The organism is Paracoccus sp. J55, assembly GCF_000513975.1.
Taxonomy (GTDB): domain Bacteria; phylum Pseudomonadota; class Alphaproteobacteria; order Rhodobacterales; family Rhodobacteraceae; genus Paracoccus.
Genome location: NZ_AZVA01000020.1, coordinates 19,869 through 41,127 on the forward strand (window position 1 = coordinate 19,869; position 21,259 = coordinate 41,127).

Consider the following 21,259-nt stretch of genomic DNA (forward strand, 5'->3'; position numbering starts at 1 on the left):
CGGGGCAGGGAAGTGCGGGGCAGGGCGGTATCACCGTTCTGACACCGACCCGCTGCATTCCCGTCATCTGCCCGGCCTAAAGCGGCGGGATCAACCATGACGGAGAATTCCCATGCGCCTTGGCCCTGCCCTGCTTGCCTGCACCATTGCCGCCGCTCCCGCCCTTGCAGAAGAGGTCTTCCCGGCCCGGCTGGCCGGCCATGCGGTCCTGCCCGCCTTCAGCATGATCCCGCCCCCGGCGGATGCGCCGCGCGACCTCTGGCTGTCGGGCCGCTTCACCGGGGCGGCGCGCAACGACACGCCCATGTCGGTCGAGGGCGATACCGGGCCGACCTATGGCAACCACAAGACGGGCATCGCGCTGCCCTTCTTGGGCCAGCCGGTGCAGGGCATGTCGGGCTTCGCGATGAACCGGGCCGAGGACGGCAGCTGGTTCGCCCTGACCGACAACGGATTCGGCTCCAAGGCCAACAGCCCCGACGCCATGCTGTTCTTTCACCGCATGCAGCCGGATTTCGCCGCCGGCACGGTCGAGCGGCGGGAGACCGTGTTCCTGCGCGATCCCGACCGCAAGGTGCCGTTCCGCATCGCCAACGAGACGACCGAGAGCCGCTATCTGACCGGCGCCGATTTCGACCCGGAAAGCATCCAGTATCTGGACGGCGAGTTCTGGATCGGCGACGAGTTCGGCCCCTATCTCCTGCGGGTGGCGCCGGACGGGCGGGTGCTGTCGGTGCATCCGACCCTGCTGGAGGGCGAGGCGCTGGCCGGCCCCGACACGCCCGGCATCGCCGTGCCGGCGCAGTCCGGCAAGGATTTCCGCGTCCAGCGGTCGGGCGGCTACGAGGGGATGGCGCTGCAGCCGGGCACCGGCCTGCTTTGGGCGATGCTGGAAAAGCCGCTTCTGGGCGATGACGGCCAGCCCGAGGGCGATTTCCTGCGGGTGATGACCTTTGACACCGGCAAGGCCGACTGGACCGGCGACAGCTATCGCTTCAGGCTGTCCGAGGGCGCCACGGCCATCGGCGATTTCAACTTCATCGACGAGACCCGCGCCCTGATCGTCGAGCGCGACAATGGCGAGGGCGACGCGGCCCGCGCCTGCCCCGAGGATGCCGCCGACCTCTCGGCCTGCTATCCGCTGCCCGCGCGGGTCAAGCGGGTGGTGCTGGTCGATACGGCCAGCCGGGACGCCGAGGGCTATCTGCGCCGCATCGGCCATGTCGACCTGCTGGACATCGCCGATCCCGACGGCAAGGCACTGCCGGGCCTGAAGCCGGCCGAGGGGAATTTCAGCTTCCCCTTCTTCACCATCGAGGACGTGGCGCGGGTCGACGCAGAGCACATCATCCTGGCCAACGACAACAACCTGCCCTTCTCGGGCGGGCGGCAGATCGGCGAGGCGGCGGATAACGAATTCATCCTGCTGTCGGTGCCGGAGCTTCTGGCGGCGCAATAAGCCCCTCCCTGCGGCGGCCCGCGCCGGCGCCGGGGGCCCGGGCCGCACCCCGGCGCGGATGCGCCTCCTGCCGGCTTAAACAAGATCAAGCCGGGAAACCTTGCCGCTCGGCGGCTGTTCGGGGGCGACAGGGTCCAGCGGATCGCGCGCCAGCCGATGCCGGCCGGGCGATCCGGGCCGGCATCAGGAGGAAGCGTCGCCATGCATTCGATCATCTATCTCGTCGGCCTCGTGGTGGTGGTGCTGTTCATCCTGTCGCTGCTGGGGATCAGGTAGCGCGGCGCCGCCCCGCGGCTGACGTAGTTTTTCTAATGCCCGGGGCCTGAACATTCTCCTTTGCGGCGCCGCCGGTGGCTGCCTTACCAACTGGGCAGAGATATTCCCGCGCAGAGGAGGCCGCGAATGACACCCCGCATGGTTCTGGAAGGCATCTACACGCCCGTCATCACCCCGTTCCAGGCCGATGGCGCGATCGACTACGACGCGCTTGCCGATCTGGTCGAGCGGCTGGTGGCGGCGGGCGTCCATGGCCTGATCTCGGGCGGCTCGACCGGCGAGAACTATGCCGAGACGGTCGAGGAGCGGCTGGCGCTGGCCCGCTTCATCACCGAGCGCGCCGATGGCCGGCTGCCGGTCATCGTCGGCACCGGCGCCATGCGCACCCCCGACAGCGTCGCGCTGGCGACGGGCGCGCGCGAGATGGGCGCCGATGCGATCCTGCTGGGCACCCCGCCCTATTCGGTGCCGACCGAGGCCGAGAACGCCGCCAACGCGCTGGAGATCGACCGCGCCGCCGACCTGCCGGTGATCCTTTACAACTATCCCGGCCGCATGGGCGTCAGCATGGGGCGCGAGTTCCTGGACATCGTCAGCCAGTCGAAGAACGTCATCGGCATCAAGGAAAGCTCGGGCGATGTGAACCGCATCCACACGCTGGCCTGCGACTATCCGCAGATCCAGATGTCTTGCGGCATGGACGACCAGGCGCTGGAATTCTTTGCCTGGGGCGCGCGCAGCTGGATCTGCGCCGGCTCGAACTTCCTGCCCGAGGAGCATGTCGCGCTTTACGAAGCCTGCGCCGTGCGCGGCGACTTCGCCAAGGGCCGCAAGATCATGTCGGCGATGATGCCGCTGATGGCGGTGCTGGAGCAGGGCGGCAAGTTCATCCAATGCGTCAAGCATGGGGTCGAGGTCTCGGGCCTGCGCGCCGGCCCGATGCGCCCGCCGCTGCAGGGCCTGAACGCCGAGGAGAAGGCCGAGCTGGAAGCCGTCATCGCCACGCTGAAAACCGCCGTCCAGGCCATTGTCGAGGGGAAATGAGATGAGCGATCTGCTGACCACCGGGGAATACAAGTCCATCGCTGCCGGCCTCACCTTCCCGAAGCTGGCCTTCATCGACGGGGAATTCCGTCCGGCGATTTCGGGCAAGACCTTCACCACCACCAACCCCGCAACCGGTGAGGCGCTGGCCGAGATCGCCGCCTGCGACGCGCAGGACGTGGACCTGGCCGTCGCAGCCGCCCGCGCCGCCTTCGAGGACGGGCGCTGGTCGCGACTGCATCCCGGCGAGCGCAAGGAGACGCTTTTGCGCCTCGCCGCGCTGATGGAGGAGAATGCCCGCGAACTCGCCGTGCAGGAAAGCCTCGACGCCGGCAAAACCATCTTCGACTGCGAAACCGTCGACGTGCCGGAAACGATCCATGTCATCAAGTGGCATGCCGAGCTGATCGACAAGATCTACGACCAGGTCTCGCCCGCATCCGACAACCATATCGCCATGGTGGTGCGCGAGCCGGTGGGCGTCGTGGGCCTGGTGCTGCCCTGGAACTTCCCGCTCTTGATGCTGGCCTGGAAGATCGGCCCGGCGCTGGCCGCCGGCTGCTCGGTGGTGATGAAGCCCGCGGGCGAGACGACGCTGACCGCGCTGCGCGTCGCCGAACTGGCCGCCGAGGCCGGGCTGCCGGCGGGGGTGCTGAACATCGTCACCGGCTCGGGCCGCGAAGTGGGCGAGCCGCTGGGCCGGCACCCGGACGTGGACATGGTCAGCTTCACCGGCTCGACCGCCACCGGGCGGCGCTTCCTGAACTATTCCGCCGACAGCAACCTCAAGGAGGTGGTGCTGGAACTGGGCGGCAAGAACCCCTGCGTGGTGCTGGACGATGCCGAGGACCTGGACGCGGTGGCGGGCCATGTCGTCAACGGCGCGTTCTGGAACATGGGGCAGAACTGCTCGGCCGGCTCGCGGCTGATCGTGCAGCGCGGCATCAAGGACCGGCTGCTGGAGAAGGTCCGGGCCGAGGCGGCCGGCTGGCTGGTCGGCGATCCGCTGGACCCGGCGAACCGCGTCGGCCCGCTTGTCTCGAAGGCGCATTTCGACAAGGTCAGCAGCTATCTGGATGCGGCGAAATCGGAAAACGTGCTGGTCGGCGGCAATGTCGTCAGCCCCGGCTTCATCGAGCCGACCATTGTCGAGACCGCGCGCGATTCCAAACTGGCGGTCGAGGAGATCTTCGGCCCGATCCTGACGGTGGTGGTCGTGGACAGTTTCGAGGAAGCCATCGCGGTGGCCAACGACACCGAATACGGGCTCGCCGCCTCGATCTTCTCGGCCAACGGCAAGCGGGCCTTGCGCGGCGCGCGGATGCTGCGGGCCGGCACGGTGACGGTGAACAGCTTCGGCGAGGGCGACGTGACCACCCCCTTCGGCGGCTACAAGCAATCGGGCTTCGGCGGGCGCGACAACAGCGTCCACGCCCATGACCAGTATACCCAGCTCAAGACCATCTGGCTGGACCTGACCGACAACGCTGATACGGCGCTCGACTGACATGGCCCGGCATCAGGCCGTCCGCACCCCGGTCTTCAACGGCCCGGCCGGGTGGAGCGTCATCCTGCCCCCGGTCGCGCCCCGCGCGCGGCTGGAAGGCAGCACGGGCTGCGACGTCGCCATCGTCGGCGGCGGCTTCGCCGGGCTCTCGGCCGCCCGGCGCCTGCACCAGATCGACCCCGGCCTGGATGTCCTGATCCTGGACGCCGCGCGGATTTCCGAAGGCGGCACCGGGCGCAATTCCGGCTTCATGATCGACCTGCCGCATGAGCTGACCTCGTCGGATTATGCCGGCTCGGGCGACAGCCACGACCGGCAGCTGACGCGGCTGAACCGCCATGCCATCGATTTCGCGGCGCAGGCGGTGGCGGAATACGCCATCCCCGAGGGCTGGTTCCAGCGCAGCGGCAAGATCAACGCCGCCGCCTCGGCCGCCGGGCTGGCCGCGAACGAAAGCTATGCCAGGCACCTGCGCGACCTGGGCGAGGCGCATGAGATGCTGGACGCCCGCGCCATGCGCGAAATCACCGGCACCGGCTATTACAAGGGCGGGCTCTATACCCCCGGCACGGCGATGATCCAGCCGGCGGGCTATGTGCAGGGCCTTGCCGCCGGGCTGGAGCGCGGCGGCGTGCGCATCCATGAAAACGCGCCGGTGCTGACCATCGAGACCGCGCCGCAGGGCTGGCGGCTGGCGACGGCGCAGGGCGAGGTCCGGGCGCAACGGGTCATCATGGCCAATAACGGCCATCTGGAAAGCTTCGGCTTCAAGCGCGGCCGGCTGATGCACATCATGCTGAACGCCTGCATGACCGAGGAGCTGTCGCTCGAGGCGATCCGCGCGCTTGGCGGCCAGGAATGCTGGGGCGCCACCCCCTCGGACCCGATGGGCACCACGGTGCGCCGGATCGGCCCGGCGCAGGGCGGCAACCGCATCGTCATCCGCCAGGGCGGATATTACCGGCCGCAGATGCGCACCAGCGCCGCCGACCTCGACCGGCTGGTCCGGCAGATGCGGCGGAAATTCGACGCGCGCTTCCCGATGCTGAAGGGGCTGCGCTTCGAATATTGCTGGTCGGGGCATCTGTGCCTGTCGAAGAACGGCGTTTCGGTCATGCGCGAGCTGGAGCCGGGCCTGTTCGCGGCCTGCGTGGACAACGGGCTGGGCACCACCCGCAGCACCCTGACCGGCATCGGCGCGGCCGAGATGCTGTGCGGGCGGTCGAGCATGATCACCGAGTTCTTCACCGCCGAGGCCGAGCCGGGCCGCCTGCCGCCGCATCCTTTCGACACCATCGGCGCCAATGCCTATATGCGCTGGAAAGAGTGGCAATCGCGGCTAGAATGATGCCCTGTCCAAGGGGAAGCATCGCCGCCATGCCGCCGATCAAGCGCCGTTACCTGCCCTCGCTGGGGGCCTTTGCCACTTTCGAGGTCGCGGCCAAGCATCTGAGCTTCACCCTGGCGGCGAAGGAACTGAACGTGACCCAGGGCGCGGTCAGCCAGCAGATCCGCCTGCTGGAGCGCGCGCTGGAGGTGCCGCTGTTCATCCGCAAGCACAACGCGCTGGAACTGACCCCCGAAGGCGCGGGCCTGTTCCATGCCGTGACGGCGGGGCTGGACACGATCAGCGCCGCGGTCGCGGTTCTGGCGGGGGACGAGGGGCCGCAGACCGTGACCGTCTCGGCCACCGACGGCATGTCGCTGTTCTGGCTGCAGCCGCTGATCGACAGCTTCCGCAGCCAGCATCCGGATATCGGCTTCGTGGTGCTGGCCTCGGATGCCGACGACACGCTGCGCAACTATTCCGAGGTGGACATCGCCATCCTCTGCGGCAACGAACGCTGCGAGGTCGGCGAGGAGCTGCATTTCCTGTTCCAGGAGATCGCGCAGCCGGTCTGCTCGCCCGGTTTCCTGGCCGAGCACGGCCCCTTCGACACTGCCGACGCATTCAACCGGGTGAACCTTCTGCACCTGCACGACCGGCATTGGAGCGCGGACGCCATCGGCTGGCAGCCGCTGGGCTGGGCGGAATGGTTCCGCGCGCAGGGCGCCGAATGGGCCAAGGCGCCGTCGAGCCTGTCCACGAACAAGGTCAGCCTGCTGATGAACGCCGCGCTGCGGGGCGAGGGGGTGATGCTGGGCTGGCACCATATGGTCCGCGCGCCGATCGCCGAGGGGCGGATGGTCTTCGCCCATCCCGCGCCGATCACCGCCGGGCGCGGCAATTTCCTGAACTGCAAGAAGAAATCCCTGAAGCGTCCCGGTGTCGCGGCCTTTGTCGAGCATCTGCTGGCGGCGACGCGGGCGCAGGCGCAGGGCTGACGGCGGCGGTCTTCGGCGATGGCAGCCCGGCCGCAGCCCGGCTGATGCGTTCCGGCGCCTGCCGGAGATTTTCTAATGCCCCACTGCAGGAAAATCTCGTTTGCCTGCGCAGCGGCCCTGGGGGATAAATCCCCCCATTCCGGGCGTGGAGGACGCCCAGGAGGAAACGGCCGACGATCCCCGGCAAACGCCGCCCGGCCCCGTAACGGAGAGATCCGGGCAAGTCCCGCCGCGACAGGCTGCGCGGCGAATGACGGCCCCTGTCCGATGGCAGGGCCGGCGAACCAACCCGATCAGTGGAGGAATAGATGCGCAGAATTTTCAAAGCCGTCCTTGCCGGTGCCGTGGCGCTGGGGCTTGCCTCGCCGGTGCTGGCGCAGGACAAGGTGATCAAGATGGGCACCATGGCCTGGGAGGACCTGGCCCCGATCTCGGGCATCACCAAGAAGGTGCTGGAGGACAAGGGCTTCACCGTCGAGCTGACCGAATTCTCGGAATGGGGCATCGCCTATGCGGCGCTGGCCAAGGGCGACGTGCAGATCCTGGCCTCGCAGGTCGATTACGTCGCCCACGACTACTGGAAGCGCAACCTGAACCGGCTGGAAAAGCTGTCGCCGGTCTCGCACGGGCTGTATCAGGGCATCGCGGTGCCGAAATACGTGCCCATCGACTCGGTCGAGGAGCTGAACGAGAATGCCGACAAGTTCGGCGGCAAGATCATCGGCATCGAGCCGGGCGCCGGCCTGATGCGCGAGACGGCCGATGCGGTTTCGGCCTATGACCTGAAGCTGCAGCTGGTCGAGGGCTCGACCGCCGGCATGACCGCGGCGCTGAAATCCGCCGTGGACCGCCAGGACTGGATCGCCGTCACCCTGTGGGAGCCGACCTGGATGGCGCTGAAGTTCGACACCAAGTTCCTGGCCGATCCGAAGGGCATCTTCGCGCCGCCGCAAACCTATTACTGGATCGCGCAGAAGGGCTTCGCCGAAGCCAATCCCGAGGCGCGCGAGGTCATCGCCAGCGTCTATGTGCCGATCGAGGAAGTCGCCCAGATCAACGCCGCCGTGAACGACGGCCAGAGCATGGACGAGGCGATCGCCGGCTGGATCAGCGAGCATGGCGACCGGCTGAGCCGCTGGGAAACCATCAAGTCCTACTGAGCCCACCGCACGGGCGGCCCGGCCGCGGGCCGTCCGCATGGCACGAGAGAAGGCGCACAGGGAAATGGAAATGACGCAAGCAGACACCAGCGACGTTCTGATCGACTGCCGGTCGGTGTGGAAGGTCTTCGGGGACCGCAATGCCGAGGCGATCCGCGCGATCACCGAACGCGGCCTGACCAAGACAGAGATCCTGCAGGAATACAACTGCGTGGTGGGCGTTTCGGACGCAACGCTGCAGGTGCGGCGCGGCGAGATCTTCTGCATCATGGGCCTGTCCGGCTCGGGCAAGTCGACGCTGATCCGGCTGCTTAATCGGCTGATCGAGCCGAGCCTGGGCAAGGTCCTGGTCAAGGGCCAGGACATCGCCACGCTGGACGCCGCCGCCCTACGCCAGATGCGGGCCCGCCATATCGGCATGGTCTTCCAGTCGGTCGCCCTGCTGCCGCAGCGCACCGTGCTGGAGAATGCCGCCTTCGGGCTGGAGGTGCAGGGCGTGCCCCGCGACGAACGCAACCGCGCCGCCGAAGCCGCGCTGGCCAAGGTCGGCCTGTCGGACTGGACCGCGCGCTATCCGTCGGAACTGTCGGGCGGCATGCAGCAGCGCGTCGGCCTGGCCCGCGCGCTGACCTCGGACCCCGAGATCATCCTGATGGACGAGCCGTTTTCCGCGCTCGACCCGCTGATCCGCCGGCAATTGCAGGACGAGTTCCGCCAGCTGACCAAGGATCTGGGCAAGTCCGCCGTCTTCATCACCCACGACCTCGACGAGGCGATCCGCATCGGCGACCGCATCGCCATCATGAAGGACGGCGTCATCATCCAGACCGGCACAGCCGAGGAGATCGTGATGAATCCCGCCGACCAGTATGTCGCGGATTTCGTCGCCGGCATCTCGCGGCTGCACCTGATCAAGGCGCATTCGGTGATGATCCCGGCCGAACAATGGCAGGGCAGTGTCGACGGCCTGCCGCGCTGCTCGCCCGAGGCCGATATCGACGCGCTGATCGGCCAGATCACCGAGACCGGCAGCGATGCCATCGCCGTCGAGGACGCCGGCAAGCTGGTCGGCATCGTCACCATCCGCAACCTGCTGCTGGGCGTGCGCGGCGATGCCGACGCCGCCCCCGCCGCGGCGGCCTGAGGGGCGGGCCGATGGAGATCTCCGCCCTCATCGCCCGTTTCGACGAGATGGTCGACAACGCGCTGTTCTGGCTTGGCGATCACGCCGCCTTCCTCTTCGACTTCTTCCGCGTGGTGCTCGAGGGGCTTTACGACGGCGCGCTGTGGCTGCTGGAACTGCCGCCCTTCTACGTCGTGGCGCTGGCTGCGGGGCTCCTCGGCTGGCGCGTCGTCGGCCGGGGCTTCGGTCTGGGCATCGCCGTGGCGCTGCTGGCCTGCGCCGCCATGGGGCTGTGGCCCGAGACGATGAGCACGCTGGCGCTGGTCATCGCCGCCAGCATCATCGCGCTGGCGGTCAGCCTGCCCTTGGGGGTGCTGGCCGGGCTTATGCCGCGGCTCGACCGGGCGCTGACCCCGGTGCTGGACCTGATCCAGACCCTGCCGCCCTATATCTACCTGCTGCCCTCCATCGCGCTTCTGGGCTACGGGCCGGCGACGGCGCTGGTCGCGACGGTGATCGTGGCGATGCCGCCGGCGATCCGCCTGACCAGCCTCGGCATCCGCCAGACGCCGCACGAATTCATCGAGCTGGGCCGTGCCACCGGCGTGACGCCGGCGCAGATGTTCTTCAAGATCCGGCTGCCCTTCGCCGTGCCCTCGATCATGGCCGGCATCAACCAGAGCCTGATGATGGCCTTCGGCATGGTGGTGATCGCCGGCATCGTCGGCTCGGGCGGGCTGGGCGAAACGATCTACGGCGCCATCCGCACGCTGGACATCGCCACCTCGATCGACGCCTCGATCGCCATCGTCATCCTGACCATGATGCTGGACCGCCTGACCCAGGGCGCCGCCCGGCCCCGCAAAGGAGCACGGAAGTGACCCTGCCGACCGCATTTTCCCCCGGCGCCTTCCTCGCGCCCGCCATCGACTGGCTGAACGCCAATTTCCACCCGTTCTTCGCCCTGGTTACCCGCGTGATCGAAGCGGTGCTGGGCGCCTTCGAGGGCGCGCTGCTGGCCTTGCCGCCCTGGGCGCTGATCGCGGTGGTCGCGGTGGCGGCCTTCCTGGCCATCAACCTGCGCGCCGCGATCCTGGCCGGCTGCTGCCTGGGCTTTTGCTGGCTGACCGGGCTGTGGACCGGCTCGATGCAGACCATCGCGCTGGTGGCGGTCGCGGTGGCGATCTCGGTCGCCATCGCCTTTCCGCTGGGCATCCTGGCCGCGCGCCGCCCCGCCATCGAGGCGGCGCTGCGCCCGGTGCTGGACATCATGCAGACCGTGCCGCCCTGGGTCTACCTGATCCCGGCGGTGATGATCTTCAGCCTTGGCCGGGTGCCGGCGATCATCGCCACCATCGTCTACGGCATCCCGCCGATGCTGCGCCTGACGACGCTGGCCTTTCGCGGCGTGCCCAAGGACCTGAAGGAACTGGGCGAGGCCATCGGCGCGAAGCCCGGCACCATCCTGTGGAAGATCGAGTTCCCGGCCGCGACGCCCACGCTGCTGGTCGGGCTGAACCAGTGCATCCTGCTGTCGCTGGCCATGGTGGTGCTGGCGGGCCTGGTCGGCGCCGGCGGCCTGGGCGCCGAGGTGACGCGCGGCCTGACGCGGATGGAGATGGGCCTCGGCCTGCGCGCCGGCCTCGCCATCGTCGCGGTGGCGCTGCTCATGGACCGGCTGTCAAGGGGCGCGCTGCAGCAGGGCCGGCGCTGGCGCCGCCCCGGCGCCGCCGGCTGAACGCGCGCGTTCCGCGGCCCGCCGATCCACCGCCTTGCGGCGGGTCGGCCAAAGGCCGGTCCGCATGGCGGCCGAGCGCGGTCCCCGGCAAGCTCGGATGCGACGTGCCGCGCGGGCTTGCAACTTCCGCGCCGATGCTTTCCCCTTTGGCCGAAGCTGCAAGAGGAGAAAGCCGATGAGCCCCTTCGCCCGCTGCCTTGCCGCCGGCACCGCGATCTCGCTGCTGGCCGCCGGCGCCATCGCCGAGCCCGCGCCCGGCAGCATCTTCTCGCCGGCCAATATCGCCGCGGGGCTGGTGCGCGGCGCGCTGTCCTATGGCAGGATGCTGGCCGATATTCGCTATGGCGGGCTGGAGATCGACGCGGCGCGCGGCGGGCTTGTGCTGCGCGACCTGCAGGTCGCCGGGCTGGGCAGGCACGAGAACTGCCGCATTTCGCTGGGCCGGCTGCAGGTCTCGGGGCTCAGCCTCTGGACCGAGGAGACGTCGCGGCTGCGCTTCGACGCCTCTGACCTGCGCATCGCCAACAATTGCTTCGGCCCGAATGCGGTGATGATCGGCGTGGTGACGGGCGGCGACAGCATCCCCCTATCCACCCTGTCGGTCGATCTGCACCAATCGGCGGGCAGCGGCGCGCTGCTGGCCGATATCGAGGCGATCAGCCCCGGCATCGCCCGGCTCGAAAGCAGTGCAGATTTCGACTATATTTCCCTGTTTTCACCGGACTTCTTCGCGAAACTGGCGGAAAGGGGCGCGGGCGGCACCCCTCCGGACGCCGAGGCGGCGCCCGACGACTTGCCCGCGGACGAGGCGCCGCGGATCGGTCTGCGCGGCACGCTGCGGGCGGCACATCTGTCGGCCGAGAACCTCGGGGTCTGGGAACGGCTGAAGCCGCTGCTGCCGCCCGAGGCGAGCAGCCCCGAGGCGCTGCAGGCGCTGCTGACCGCCGAGCCGGGCAGCGCCCTGCACGAGACGCAGCAGGGGCTGGTCCGTGCCTTGCGGGCCTTCCTGGCCGAGCCGGGCCGCGTCACCGCCGAGCTGCGCCCGGCCGAGCCCGTGGCCTTCGACAGCACGCTCTGGACCGGTCCCGAGGACGCGGCGGCGCTGTTCCGGCCGCGCTTTTCCAACGCGCCGCCCACGCCCCCCGTGGCGCTGATCGCCGATCCCCAGGCGGGGCAGGACGACCGCGCGCTGGGTCTGGCGCTGGCCGAGGGGCGCGGGGTGCCGCAGAGCGCCCGCCGCGCCATCACGCTGCTGACGCCGCTGCAGGAGGATGCCGAGGTGGCGCTGACGCTGGCGCGGCTGACGGCAGAGGGCGATCCGGCCGCCGCCTATGGCCATGCGCTCCGGGCCGCGGCGCAGGGGGCGGAAGGCGCGGCGGCGGCGCTGGACCGAATCGAGGCGCTGCTGGCAACGGCGGATCTGCTGGCGGCGCAGGACCCCGCCGGGACCGAGCCGCCCGGCGACGCTTTCGCCTCGGCCGTGGCGCTGCGCGATGCGGCGCTGGCGCATGAGCAGGGCGATGGCGTGCCGCGCAGCTATGCGCTGGCCTGGCGGCTTGCCGCCTCGGCCGCGGCGGCGGGCGACGGTCCGGCGCGGGCGCTGATGGCGCGGCTCGACGCACGTTTCGGCGCCGATCCGGCCTGGATCGAGGCGCGCGATCAGGCTGCGGATCTGGCGCTGGCGGACTGGACCCGGCAGGATCTGGCGCGCCGCCTGTCCGGGGGCCGGCCATGAGAGGGCTGGCCTTTCCGCTGATCCTGGCCCTGACCGCGCTGCCGGCGCAGGCCCAGCCGCAGCAGGCCCAGCCGCAACCCGTCGAGCCCTCGGCCCTGTCGCGGGACATCGCGGAAAAGGGTATCGCGCCTGTGCTGGCGCGGTTGCAGGCGCTGCCCGCGCCCACCCCCGAAGAACGTTTCGCCATCGCCGGGCTGGAGTTCCTCGGCGCGGTCGAGTCCGCCTGGCGCTGGCGGGTGCGCCATGGCATCACCCCTTTCGGCGCCGCGCTCTTCGGCTTTTCCACCGAATTGCCGCAGACCGTCACGCCGCAGCCGATGCCGCCCGAGGCGCTGGCCGAGCAGACCGAAGCCACGCTGGCCGCCATGGCGCGCAGCCGCGCCGCGCTGGAGGGATTGGCCGGGGGCGAGGATTTCGGGCTGGCGATCTCGCTGGGCGATCTGTGGTTCGACCTCGACGGGGACGGCCGGCGCGCGCCGGGCGAGGGGGCGGCCGAGCTGCTGGAGGGCGTCGTCTGGTCCGGCAGTCCCGCCCTGGATCCCGACACGGGCAAGCCGGTGCCGCCCGCGCTGCCGGTGATCCGCTTCGACCGCGCCGATGCCGCCTGGCTTGCGGCCTATACGCATCTGGTCTCGGGCGGGGCCGAGCTGCTGCTGGCCTTCGACCCGACGCCCAGCCTGCAAAAGGTCTTTGCCACGCGGGCGCGGATCGACGAAAGCCGCCGCGCGGGCGGCGAAGGCGTGCTGCCGCCGATGATGGACGATGCCATCGACCCGCTGGCCATCGCCATCGATATGCTTCGCCATCAGCCCGACGCCGGGCGCACCCGCGCCGCCCGCGCGCATTGGCGGCAGACCATCGCCGAGAACCGGCGCTTCTGGACGCTGGTCGGGCAGGAAACCGACAATGCCGGCGAATGGATTCCGAACGACCGGCAGGTCTCGGCCACCGGCATCGCCTTTCCGCCCGGCACCGGCATCGCCTGGCAGGCGGTTCTGGCCGATGGCGAGGCGCTGCTGGCGGGCGACAGGACCGTCCCGTTCTGGCGCGGGCCGCTGGGCATCGATCTGGCCGCCTGGCTGGACAACCCGGCGCCGCTGCCGGTCGACGGGGTGATCCAGGGCTGGGCGCTGGCCGACTATTTCTCGGAGGCGCCGCCGGTCAGCCCCGAGAATTTCCGGCGCTTCTCGGACATGCTGTTCGAGACCGGGCCGTTTCTGGCCATGGTGATGCTGAACTGAAGGGGCCGCCGGGCCGCCATCCCCTAGCCGGCCCGGCGATAGACCCAGTGCTTGGAGACCAGGAAGATCATCGCCGAGATGATCGCCGTCACCAGGATCTGCGCCGGAAACAGAGGGGCCCCCAGCCCGTCGACCAGCGCCGCCATCATGAGCGAGTTCAGCGCCATCGCGGTCAGGTGCATCGCCAGGAAGCGCAGCATGCTGCGCAGGTTCGGCGGCCCGGCCCGGAAGGTCAGCCAGCTTTGCAGCGCGTAATTGTAGACCATGCTGACCGCATAGCAGAACGAGGTCAGCAGGATGATGCTTTCCACCCGGTCCCGGAACAGCCAGAGCAGCAGGAAGTAGAGCCCGGTCGACGAGGCCCCGACCAGCACGAAGCGCAGGACCTGCCGCAGATCGGTCCGGCCCCGGCTCAATCCGCCGCTCTCCTGAACAGCGTGCCGAATTCGCCCTGCATGGCCACCGCGTAATCGTCGCCCATATGGGACAGGAGGGTGGCCAGCACCGGCTGGTCCGCCTCGCGGGGCCGCAGTCCGGCCGGGCTCTGCTGGAAGGGCGCCCCGACGATCAGGACGAAGCGCGGCCGGTGCCGGTCGAGGCCGGCCCGGACCTCCTCCAGCCAGGCATCGTAAAGCACGAAATCCGGCGCCATCAGCTCGATCGCCGGGGTGATGAAGCGATAGGCGGGCAGGCGCTGCGCCAGATAGGGGATCTGGTAGGCGGTGCCATACAGCACCATCCGGTCCTCGGGGCCGGTCTGGCTGCGGATCATCTCGACCAGCCGGGCCTGATCGTCGGCGGGGATGTCGTAATTCCCCGTCACCGGCACGATGCCGTTGGCCCGGACATCCTTCAGCAGCCAGGCATCGCTGGCCAGCTTGGCGCCGGTGCCGGCGACCGCCAGGGCGGCCATCGCCAGCAGCGCGGCGCCGAAGGCCCTTTGCCGCAGGGGATCCGCCGCCCCGCGCCAGCGTTCGGCGGTCTGGTCCAGCGCCACCGCGCCAAGCATCACCAGCAGCGGCAGGAAGCCCGCGATGTGATAGCCGAAGCCCTTGCGCTGCGCCGCGTAGGACAGCAGGATCGCCGCCGCAAGGCCTAGCAGCAGCCAGAGCGGATAGCGCAGACCGCGATCCCGCAGCACCCACAGCAGCAGGCCGATCCCGGCGCACAGCGTCAGCCAGTGCCACCAGCGGGTGAACAGCACGACCAGGGTCTGCACCATGTCCATCGGCGGCTCGGCCACATAGACCTGCGCGGTGAACAGCACCGATTGCTGATACCAGTCGTCCAGGTTCCCCATAGCCAGCGCCCAGGCCAGGACCGCCAGCACCACCAGCCCGAAACCGGCCAGGATCGCGGCCATGCGGGCCGCCGGCCCGTGGCGGCGGGGCTGGCCAAGCCAGGCGCGCGGCAATCCTTCCAGGATCAGCAGGCCCGCCAGCACCGACAGATAGGTGGGCCGGATCAGCACCGCGCAGGCGACCAGCATGCCGGCGCAGAACAGGGCGCGCCGCTCGGCCGGCGGGGGCGCGAGCATGGCGCAGCAGGCCATGACCAAAAGGCCCATCGCCACGATGTCGCGCTGGCCGGCCATCCAGCCGCCGGCCGTCACATAGATCGGCGGATAGAGCAGCAGGACGACTGCCGGCGCCAGCCGGAAGCCCGCCCGTTTCAGGAACAGCGCCGCCGCAATGGCCGCCGCCTGCACCAGCAGGAAATCCGCCAGGTGCCAGGCCCAGGGGGCGGGACCGAACAGCCGCACCGCGGCCAGGTGCAGCAGCATGCCGCCCGGCCAGTTCATGTCGAAGCTGCCCGCATAGAACGGGTGGCCCTGCGTGGCCATCCAGGCCATGTAGTCGAACTGCGCCTGATCCGGCGAGGGCTCGATCTTCAGGTAGAGCAGGCACAGCACAGGGGCCGAGACCAGCCACAGCAGCACCAGCCCGCGCCGCAAAAGCGCCGGCCCGCCGGTCGTGGCAGCATATGCGGGGAAAGGCACGGACATCGGGGCTCCTTTCAGGCAATGCCGCTGCGGGCCATGGTGGCGATCCGGGAAATCCCGGCGACCAGCGGGGTCGCATGCCAGTCCCGGGGCAGGGCGGAGGGCAGGAAGCTCATGTCCCGGACATTCGAGGGATGCGGGTCGAATTGCAGCAGAAGCGGCCTTTCCACCCGTTCCCGCACCCGTTCGATGACCTCGAAGACCGAGGCGGAGCGCCCGCGGGCCAGCAGGAAGGTCCGCTCTCCGGGGGGCTCGTCGGGGCCTGCGGCCTTGCCGGCGATGTAATGGCCGATGTCGTCGGACAGGACGTAGTCGCGCAGCGTGTTCGGATTGCCGAAGATGCGCGTCGTCCGGCCGGTCAGCGCATTGGTGACCAGCGCCGTCACCAGCCCGACGCGCTTCGAGCGGGTGGCCCCGTAGACCGAGCTCGGCCGATAGACATAGCGCCGGTCCAGCCCGTCGGCCCGGGCCAGCGCCTGCTCTTGCCGCAGCTTGCCCAGGCCATAGGGGCGCAGCGGCCGGGGGCGGCTTTCGGCCGAGCAATGGGTCTGGCTTTCGAACAGCCCGCCGGCCGAGCTGATCATGTGGAAATCGACCTGCCGGCCCTGCCGCAGGGTCTCGGCCATGCCGATCACCTCGGCCAGCAGGGCGGTTTCCCGGCCCATGTCCGCCTCGGTCGAGCCGAAGCCGCTCTGGCCGCTGGTCCAGACCACGGCGACCCTGTCCGCATCCCGCAGCGCCAGCCGGATCGCCGCCGCCTGCGCGCGGCGCAGATCCGCATCGTGCCAGTCATAGGGCCGGTCGCATCCCTGCGCCCGGAATCGCAGGCGCAGGGCGCGGTCCACGGCGCTGCCGATCAATCCCAGGCCGAACAGCAGAACCGAAGCGCCCTCGACCTGCAGGATCCTCATGGCCGCGGGTCCCGCGCATCGTCGAACCATTGCGCCGCCGCCGCGTCGCCGGAGCGGTCGATGGTGAAGAAGGTGGGCTTGCCATGCACCTTGAGCACGAGCGAGGAAAGATATTGCAGCACGATCCCCAGCATGAAGGCGGAAAGCCCGCCGAAAAACATGATCGCCAGAAACAGCGAGGTCCAGCCCTGCACCTGAATATCCGCCGGGAAGAACAGCTTGACCGTCAGGAAATACAGCGCCGCCAGAACGGAAACGGCCATGGCCAGCAATCCCAGCCCCGCGCCGATGCGCAGCAGTTTTATCTGGCTGGAAAAGATCATCCTCCAGGCATGGGAGAAAAGCGATTTCAGGCTATAGCCGCTGCGTCCGGTGCGGATATATCGCTCGTCCTTCATTTCGACCCGGATGGCGCGGATGCTTTGCGTGAACCAGCTCAGCGTGATGTCCAGATAGGTGTCGTGCGAGCAGACGCTGGCCGCGGCCCGCGCCACCGGGCCGCGGATCAGCCGGAAGCTGTTGAAACTGGTCAGGCTGGGATTGTCGGTCAGCCATTGCATCAGCCGCTTGAAGCTGCGCGAGGTCAGGTCGCGGATCGCCGCGTTATGGACCGCCGAGGCGGGATTGGCATAGACGATGTCGGCATGTTCGGTCACGGCCTTGCGCAGCATGGCGGCGATCACCTCGGGCCGGTGCTGCATGTCCTCGTCCATGGTGACCACCCAGTCGCCGGAACTGTGCAGGATGCCGACGATGGTGGCCGGATGCTGGCCGAAATTGCGCGACAGGTGCAGCGGCACGATCCAGTCGTGCTGAAGGGCCAGCCGGTCGATCTTGGCGCCGGAATCGTCGATGGCCGCGTCGTCCACGAAAATCGCCTCGGCCAGCAGGAACGGCGCTTCCTGTTCCTGCCAGTCGCGGCGCAGATCGCTTAGCGCGCCGGCCAGGGATTCCAGATAATCGCTGCCGGAATAGACCGGCACGACGACGCTGACCATAATGCCTTGCGACCAAGAGATATACGACATGTCCACATCGCCCAGAGTTTAGCAGCCTCATCACAGCAGATATTCAAAAACTGACCAGATAACCCGCTGAGACATTGGCTTTCTCAAAGGTTATTGTGTGGCAAAAATTGCAAGTTCCCCTGCGCGCCGGCGATGCCGGGGCGACCGGTGCCGATATGCCTTTCCGATTCCTCGATACAATTCGACAAGATAGGGCAAAGCCTGCCCGCATCTCCGCATAAAGACAAGCAATTTCTGGCTTGTATTTCCTGCCTGTTTCGACAACTTTTGCGGGTTTTTTCCTGCCGTTTTCCTCCGGGTCCGCCGCATTGACGAAGGCTTGCCGGAACGGCTACAGAATAGCCCGTGGCCGCGCCGTTTCCGGCAGGCCAAAAGCAAGCGCAAATCGCCGTGAAGGCCAGGGCGCCCGACGGGCTGGACAGGAAAGGAAACCATGCTGACCCCGCTTCGTCCCCTTGCCGCCGCCGCGCTGCTGGCGCTTGCGGCCGGCCTGCCCGCGCGGGCGGATTTCAACGATACGCCGCCGAATGCCCCGGACCAGAGCCCGGCCTTCGACGGCCAGACCCGCGCCCCGGTCATCGCCGGGGCGCTGCGGCTGAGCCGGACCACGCTGGTCGAGGATCTGCGCCATCCCTGGGGCATGGCGCTGCTGCCCGATGGCGCGCTGCTGCTGACGGAACGGGCAGGGGCCCTGCGGCTTTATCGCGACGGGCAGCTGTCGCCGCCGATCCAGGGCCTGCCCGAGGTCGATGCCCAGATCCAGGGCGGCCTGCTGGACGTGGCCGTCGCCGCCGATTTCGCCAGCACGCGGCAGGTCTGGCTCAGCTTCTCGGAACCGCGCGGCGAGCGGCAGAGCGCCACGGCGGTCGCGACCGGCAGGCTGTCGCAGGACGGCAGCAGGCTGGAAGACGTGCGGGTGATCTTTCGCCAGCAGCCCGCGGTGGAATCGCCGTTGCATTTCGGCTCGCGCCTGGTCTTCGGCGCCGACGGCTATCTGTTCGTGACCACCGGCGAGCGCGCCATCCCGCCCGAGGAGCCGGTGGCGCAGGACCTGCAGAACCATCTGGGCAAGGTCCTGCGGCTGGACCCGGCGACCGGCGAGCCGGCACCGGGCAATCCCTTCTCGGCGCCCGAGGCCCAGCCCGAGATCTGGAGCTACGGCCACCGCAACATCCAGGCCGCGGCGCTGGACCCGCAGGGCCGGCTGTGGACGGTCGAGCACGGGCCGATGGGCGGGGACGAGCTGAACCGCCCGGAACCGGGGCGCAATTACGGCTGGCCCGTCATCAGCTATGGGCTGACCTATGACGGCGGGCCCATCGGCGCCGGCCTGACCGCGCAGGACGGGATGGAGCAGCCGGTCTATTACTGGGACCCGGTGATCGCCCCCAGCGGCATGGCGTTCTATGACGGGCCGATGTTCCCCGAATGGCAGGGCGACGCGCTGATCGGCGGCTTGCGGGCCGAGGCGGTGGTGCGGCTGAAGATCGAGGGCGACCGCGTCACCGGAGAGCAGAGGCTGGCTGCGGGCCTGGGCCGTATCCGCGACATCGAGGTCGCCCCCGACGGCGCCCTGCTGGTGCTGATCGACGACGATCCGGGCGCGCTGATCCGCCTTGCGCGGCGCGGGGCGCTGCCGGACTAGCCAGGGCGCCGCGTCAGTCCCGCCTGCCGGGCGGCCCGTCGGCCAGGCCCCGGCGCAGCAATTCGGCCAGGGCCGGGGCCAGTTCCAGCGCGCCGCGCCGGGACAGGTGATTGTCGTCCCAATAGGCGGGCAGGCCGTCCCGGGTGGTGATCCGGCACATCGCGCCCTCGCAGAACAGCTGTTCCAGCGGCAAGAGCGCGATGTCCTTTCGCGCGGCATAGGGGGCGAAGATCGCCCGGGTCGAGTGCTGAAAGGCCTGATATTCCTCGCGGCTGGTGCGCAGGTCCAGCTTTCTGTGGGTGCGGGCGGTCATCACCGTGGCGATCGAGACGTGATAGCCCACGTCCGGCACCTGGTTCACCACCACGATCTCCAGCCCCCGGCGCCGGAATTCCGCGATGGTGCGGTCAAGCGCCCGGCGAAAGGCGCGCGGGTTCTCGGCAAGGCTGGGCCCCGGGCTTTCGGGATCGACGATCAGGCTCTGGCGGGCGGTGGGCGCATGCTTGAAGCGCATGCCCTGCGCGTAGACCGACCAGCGGCTGACCAGATAGACCGTGCGGATGTCCGGCCGCTCGTCCAGCAGCGACAGCACGTGATCCCCCAGCGGGTAGCACAGCCGGGGAAAGGGCTCGCTGGTCCGGGTCAGGCCAAGCAGGGAAACGCAGCCGGGAATGCCGACGAACAGCCCCCGCCTGTCCAGCGACCTCATCGCCTCGTGCAGCCCCGGCAGCAGCGAAAACCCGTGCGAATCGCCCCAGACCAGAAAGCTTTCCGGCCCGTCCGGCGCGCCGACCGGGCAATGCGCGATTTCGCGCCAGTTCCTGAAGCCGTCGCAGGGCAGACTGCCGTCCTTCACCTCCTCGACCAGCAGCATCCGCTCCTCGGCGGTGAAGCGGCCCGGCAGGCCCCGGCCCTGGACGATCAGGCCGGAGAGGGCGCAGACCGCGAGGATGCAGCCCGCCCCGGCCCAGAGCGCCGGGTGACGCAGCCGTCCGGGCCCGCGACGGGGGCGGCGGAACGGCTGCTCGACATATTTCCAGGACAGGATGGACAGGGCGACCGACGCCGCCACCGCCAGCGTCCTTTGCAGGGGTGTCGGCGGATCGATGGTCCAGAATCGCAACAGCACCATCACCGGCCAGTGCCACAGGTAAAGGGAATACGAGATCAGCCCCAGGCCGCGCATCGGCGGCGTGGACAGCAGCCGGGTCGCCGCCCCGCCGCCCAGCCCGCCCGCCAGGATCAGCGCCGCCGCGCCCAGCACCGGCAGCGCCGCCGCCCAGCCGGGAAAGGCCGTGTCGGCGGTGATGCCGATCCCCGCCGCCAGGATCAGGCCGAGCCCGGCGGCGCCCAGCAGCGGCGCGATCCAGTCCCGCCCCGCCGGCAAGGCGCGCGGCGCGTGCATCGCCAGCAGGCTGCCGGCCAGCAGTTCCCAGGCGCGGGTGGGGGCGAGGTAGAAGGCCATGGTCGGCCGCAGCCCGGTCAGCACCACGCAGGCCGCAAAGCTGAGCAGCGCCGCCAGCCACAGCGCCGCTTTCGCACCGCGCGGATACCAGCGCAGCAGCGCGATGAGGGCCAGGGGGAAGACGATGTAGAACTGCTCCTCGACCGCCAGCGACCAGGTATGCAGCAGCGGCTGGGTTTCCGCGTCCGGCGCGAAATAGTTCGAGGTCATGCCCAGATGGAAATTCGCCACGAAGAGCATGGTGGCCATCATACTCTTGCCATAGGCGGCCAGCTGTTCGGGGGTGAGGATCTGGAACCCGGCGAGCGTGGTCGCGGCAAGGACGACGACCAGCGCCGGAAAGATCCGCCTGATCCGGCGCTCGTAGAATCGGGCCAGGGAATAGCTGCCGTCGCGCGCCTCGCGCAGCAGGATCGAGGTGATCAGATAGCCCGAGATGACGAAGAAGACGTCGACGCCGACGAAGCCCCCGTCAAGCCCGGGAACGCCGGCGTGGAACAGGACCACAAGGCCGACGGCGACAGCGCGCAATCCATCGATATCGGGGCGGTAAAGGGAACTGGGAACCATGCTTTGACTTGCTGACGGGTCTGTTTCGCG

General features: G+C 69.2%; 17 protein-coding genes. 12 read left to right on the forward strand and 5 right to left on the reverse strand.

All coding sequences use genetic code 11. The annotated features are described in order from the left end of the window. Positions 1–112 precede the first annotated feature (112 nt). From PARJ55_RS0115055 to PARJ55_RS0115110, 11 genes are all read left to right on the forward strand, one after another. Positions 113–1,459, forward strand: a complete 1,347-nt coding sequence (locus PARJ55_RS0115055; protein ID WP_028713788.1) for an esterase-like activity of phytase family protein — start codon at positions 113–115, stop codon at positions 1,457–1,459. Between the two features lie 402 nt (positions 1,460–1,861). Then, the gene (locus PARJ55_RS0115065; protein WP_084637874.1) at positions 1,862–2,779 is read left to right on the forward strand and encodes a dihydrodipicolinate synthase family protein; all 918 of its coding nucleotides are present in this window, start codon (positions 1,862–1,864) and stop codon (positions 2,777–2,779) included. A 1-nt stretch (position 2,780) separates the two neighbouring features. Further along, positions 2,781–4,286: an aldehyde dehydrogenase gene (locus PARJ55_RS0115070; protein ID WP_028713790.1), complete on the forward strand. Its 1,506-nt coding sequence runs from the start codon at positions 2,781–2,783 to the stop codon at positions 4,284–4,286. Position 4,287: 1 nt separating this feature from the next. Then, a complete protein-coding gene (locus PARJ55_RS0115075; RefSeq protein WP_028713791.1) occupies positions 4,288–5,634 on the forward strand; it encodes an FAD-binding oxidoreductase in 1,347 nt (448 codons plus the stop codon). Positions 5,635–5,663: 29 nt separating this feature from the next. Further along, positions 5,664–6,611 carry a LysR substrate-binding domain-containing protein gene (locus tag PARJ55_RS0115080; RefSeq protein WP_036697633.1) on the forward strand — a complete coding sequence of 316 codons (948 nt, stop codon included), beginning with the start codon at positions 5,664–5,666 and terminating at the stop codon, positions 6,609–6,611. Between the two features lie 308 nt (positions 6,612–6,919). Continuing rightward, positions 6,920–7,771: a glycine betaine ABC transporter substrate-binding protein gene (locus tag PARJ55_RS0115085; protein WP_028713793.1), complete on the forward strand. Its 852-nt coding sequence runs from the start codon at positions 6,920–6,922 to the stop codon at positions 7,769–7,771. Positions 7,772–7,841: 70 nt separating this feature from the next. Beyond that, entirely contained in the window at positions 7,842–8,915 is a 1,074-nt protein-coding gene (locus tag PARJ55_RS0115090) for a glycine betaine/L-proline ABC transporter ATP-binding protein (protein WP_198019368.1), read from the forward strand. Between the two features lie 11 nt (positions 8,916–8,926). Next, a complete protein-coding gene (locus PARJ55_RS0115095) occupies positions 8,927–9,775 on the forward strand; it encodes a proline/glycine betaine ABC transporter permease (protein WP_028713795.1) in 849 nt (282 codons plus the stop codon). Further along, positions 9,772–10,632 (forward strand): proline/glycine betaine ABC transporter permease, encoded by an 861-nt coding sequence (locus PARJ55_RS0115100; protein WP_028713796.1) that lies wholly within the window; start codon positions 9,772–9,774, stop codon positions 10,630–10,632. The genes PARJ55_RS0115095 and PARJ55_RS0115100 overlap by 4 nt, the downstream gene beginning before the upstream one ends. A 175-nt stretch (positions 10,633–10,807) precedes the next feature. Beyond that, on the forward strand, positions 10,808–12,367 hold the full coding sequence (locus PARJ55_RS0115105) for a hypothetical protein (protein ID WP_028713797.1): 1,560 nt from the start codon (positions 10,808–10,810) through the stop codon (positions 12,365–12,367). Then, positions 12,364–13,608 carry a hypothetical protein gene (locus PARJ55_RS0115110; RefSeq protein ID WP_028713798.1) on the forward strand — a complete coding sequence of 415 codons (1,245 nt, stop codon included), beginning with the start codon at positions 12,364–12,366 and terminating at the stop codon, positions 13,606–13,608. Before PARJ55_RS0115105 ends, PARJ55_RS0115110 begins: the two co-directional genes overlap by 4 nt. 23 nt (positions 13,609–13,631) lie before the next feature. Here the strand turns inward: PARJ55_RS0115110 and PARJ55_RS24325 are convergent, their stop codons facing one another. Genes PARJ55_RS24325 through PARJ55_RS22270 form a run of 4 tightly spaced genes read right to left on the reverse strand, consistent with a single transcriptional unit; the run spans position 13,632 to position 17,549 of the window. Further along, positions 13,632–14,024, reverse strand: coding sequence for a GtrA family protein (locus PARJ55_RS24325; protein ID WP_036697631.1), 393 nt, complete (start codon positions 14,022–14,024; stop codon positions 13,632–13,634). Then, a complete protein-coding gene (locus PARJ55_RS24330) occupies positions 14,021–15,613 on the reverse strand; it encodes a hypothetical protein (protein ID WP_028713799.1) in 1,593 nt (530 codons plus the stop codon). Before PARJ55_RS24330 ends, PARJ55_RS24325 begins: the two co-directional genes overlap by 4 nt. A gap of 11 nt (positions 15,614–15,624) precedes the next feature. Continuing rightward, positions 15,625–16,521, reverse strand: a complete 897-nt coding sequence (locus PARJ55_RS0115125) for an NAD(P)-dependent oxidoreductase (RefSeq protein ID WP_028713800.1) — start codon at positions 16,519–16,521, stop codon at positions 15,625–15,627. Continuing rightward, on the reverse strand, positions 16,518–17,549 hold the full coding sequence (locus PARJ55_RS22270; RefSeq protein ID WP_084637875.1) for a glycosyltransferase: 1,032 nt from the start codon (positions 17,547–17,549) through the stop codon (positions 16,518–16,520). Before PARJ55_RS22270 ends, PARJ55_RS0115125 begins: the two co-directional genes overlap by 4 nt. Before the next feature lie 433 nt (positions 17,550–17,982). Between PARJ55_RS22270 and PARJ55_RS0115135 the strand changes: the two genes are divergently transcribed. Beyond that, positions 17,983–19,194: a PQQ-dependent sugar dehydrogenase gene (locus tag PARJ55_RS0115135; protein ID WP_036697628.1), complete on the forward strand. Its 1,212-nt coding sequence runs from the start codon at positions 17,983–17,985 to the stop codon at positions 19,192–19,194. Positions 19,195–19,207: 13 nt separating this feature from the next. Here the strand turns inward: PARJ55_RS0115135 and PARJ55_RS0115140 are convergent, their stop codons facing one another. Further along, positions 19,208–21,229 (reverse strand): acyltransferase family protein, encoded by a 2,022-nt coding sequence (locus tag PARJ55_RS0115140; protein ID WP_028713802.1) that lies wholly within the window; start codon positions 21,227–21,229, stop codon positions 19,208–19,210. Between the last annotated feature and the right edge of the window lie 30 nt (positions 21,230–21,259).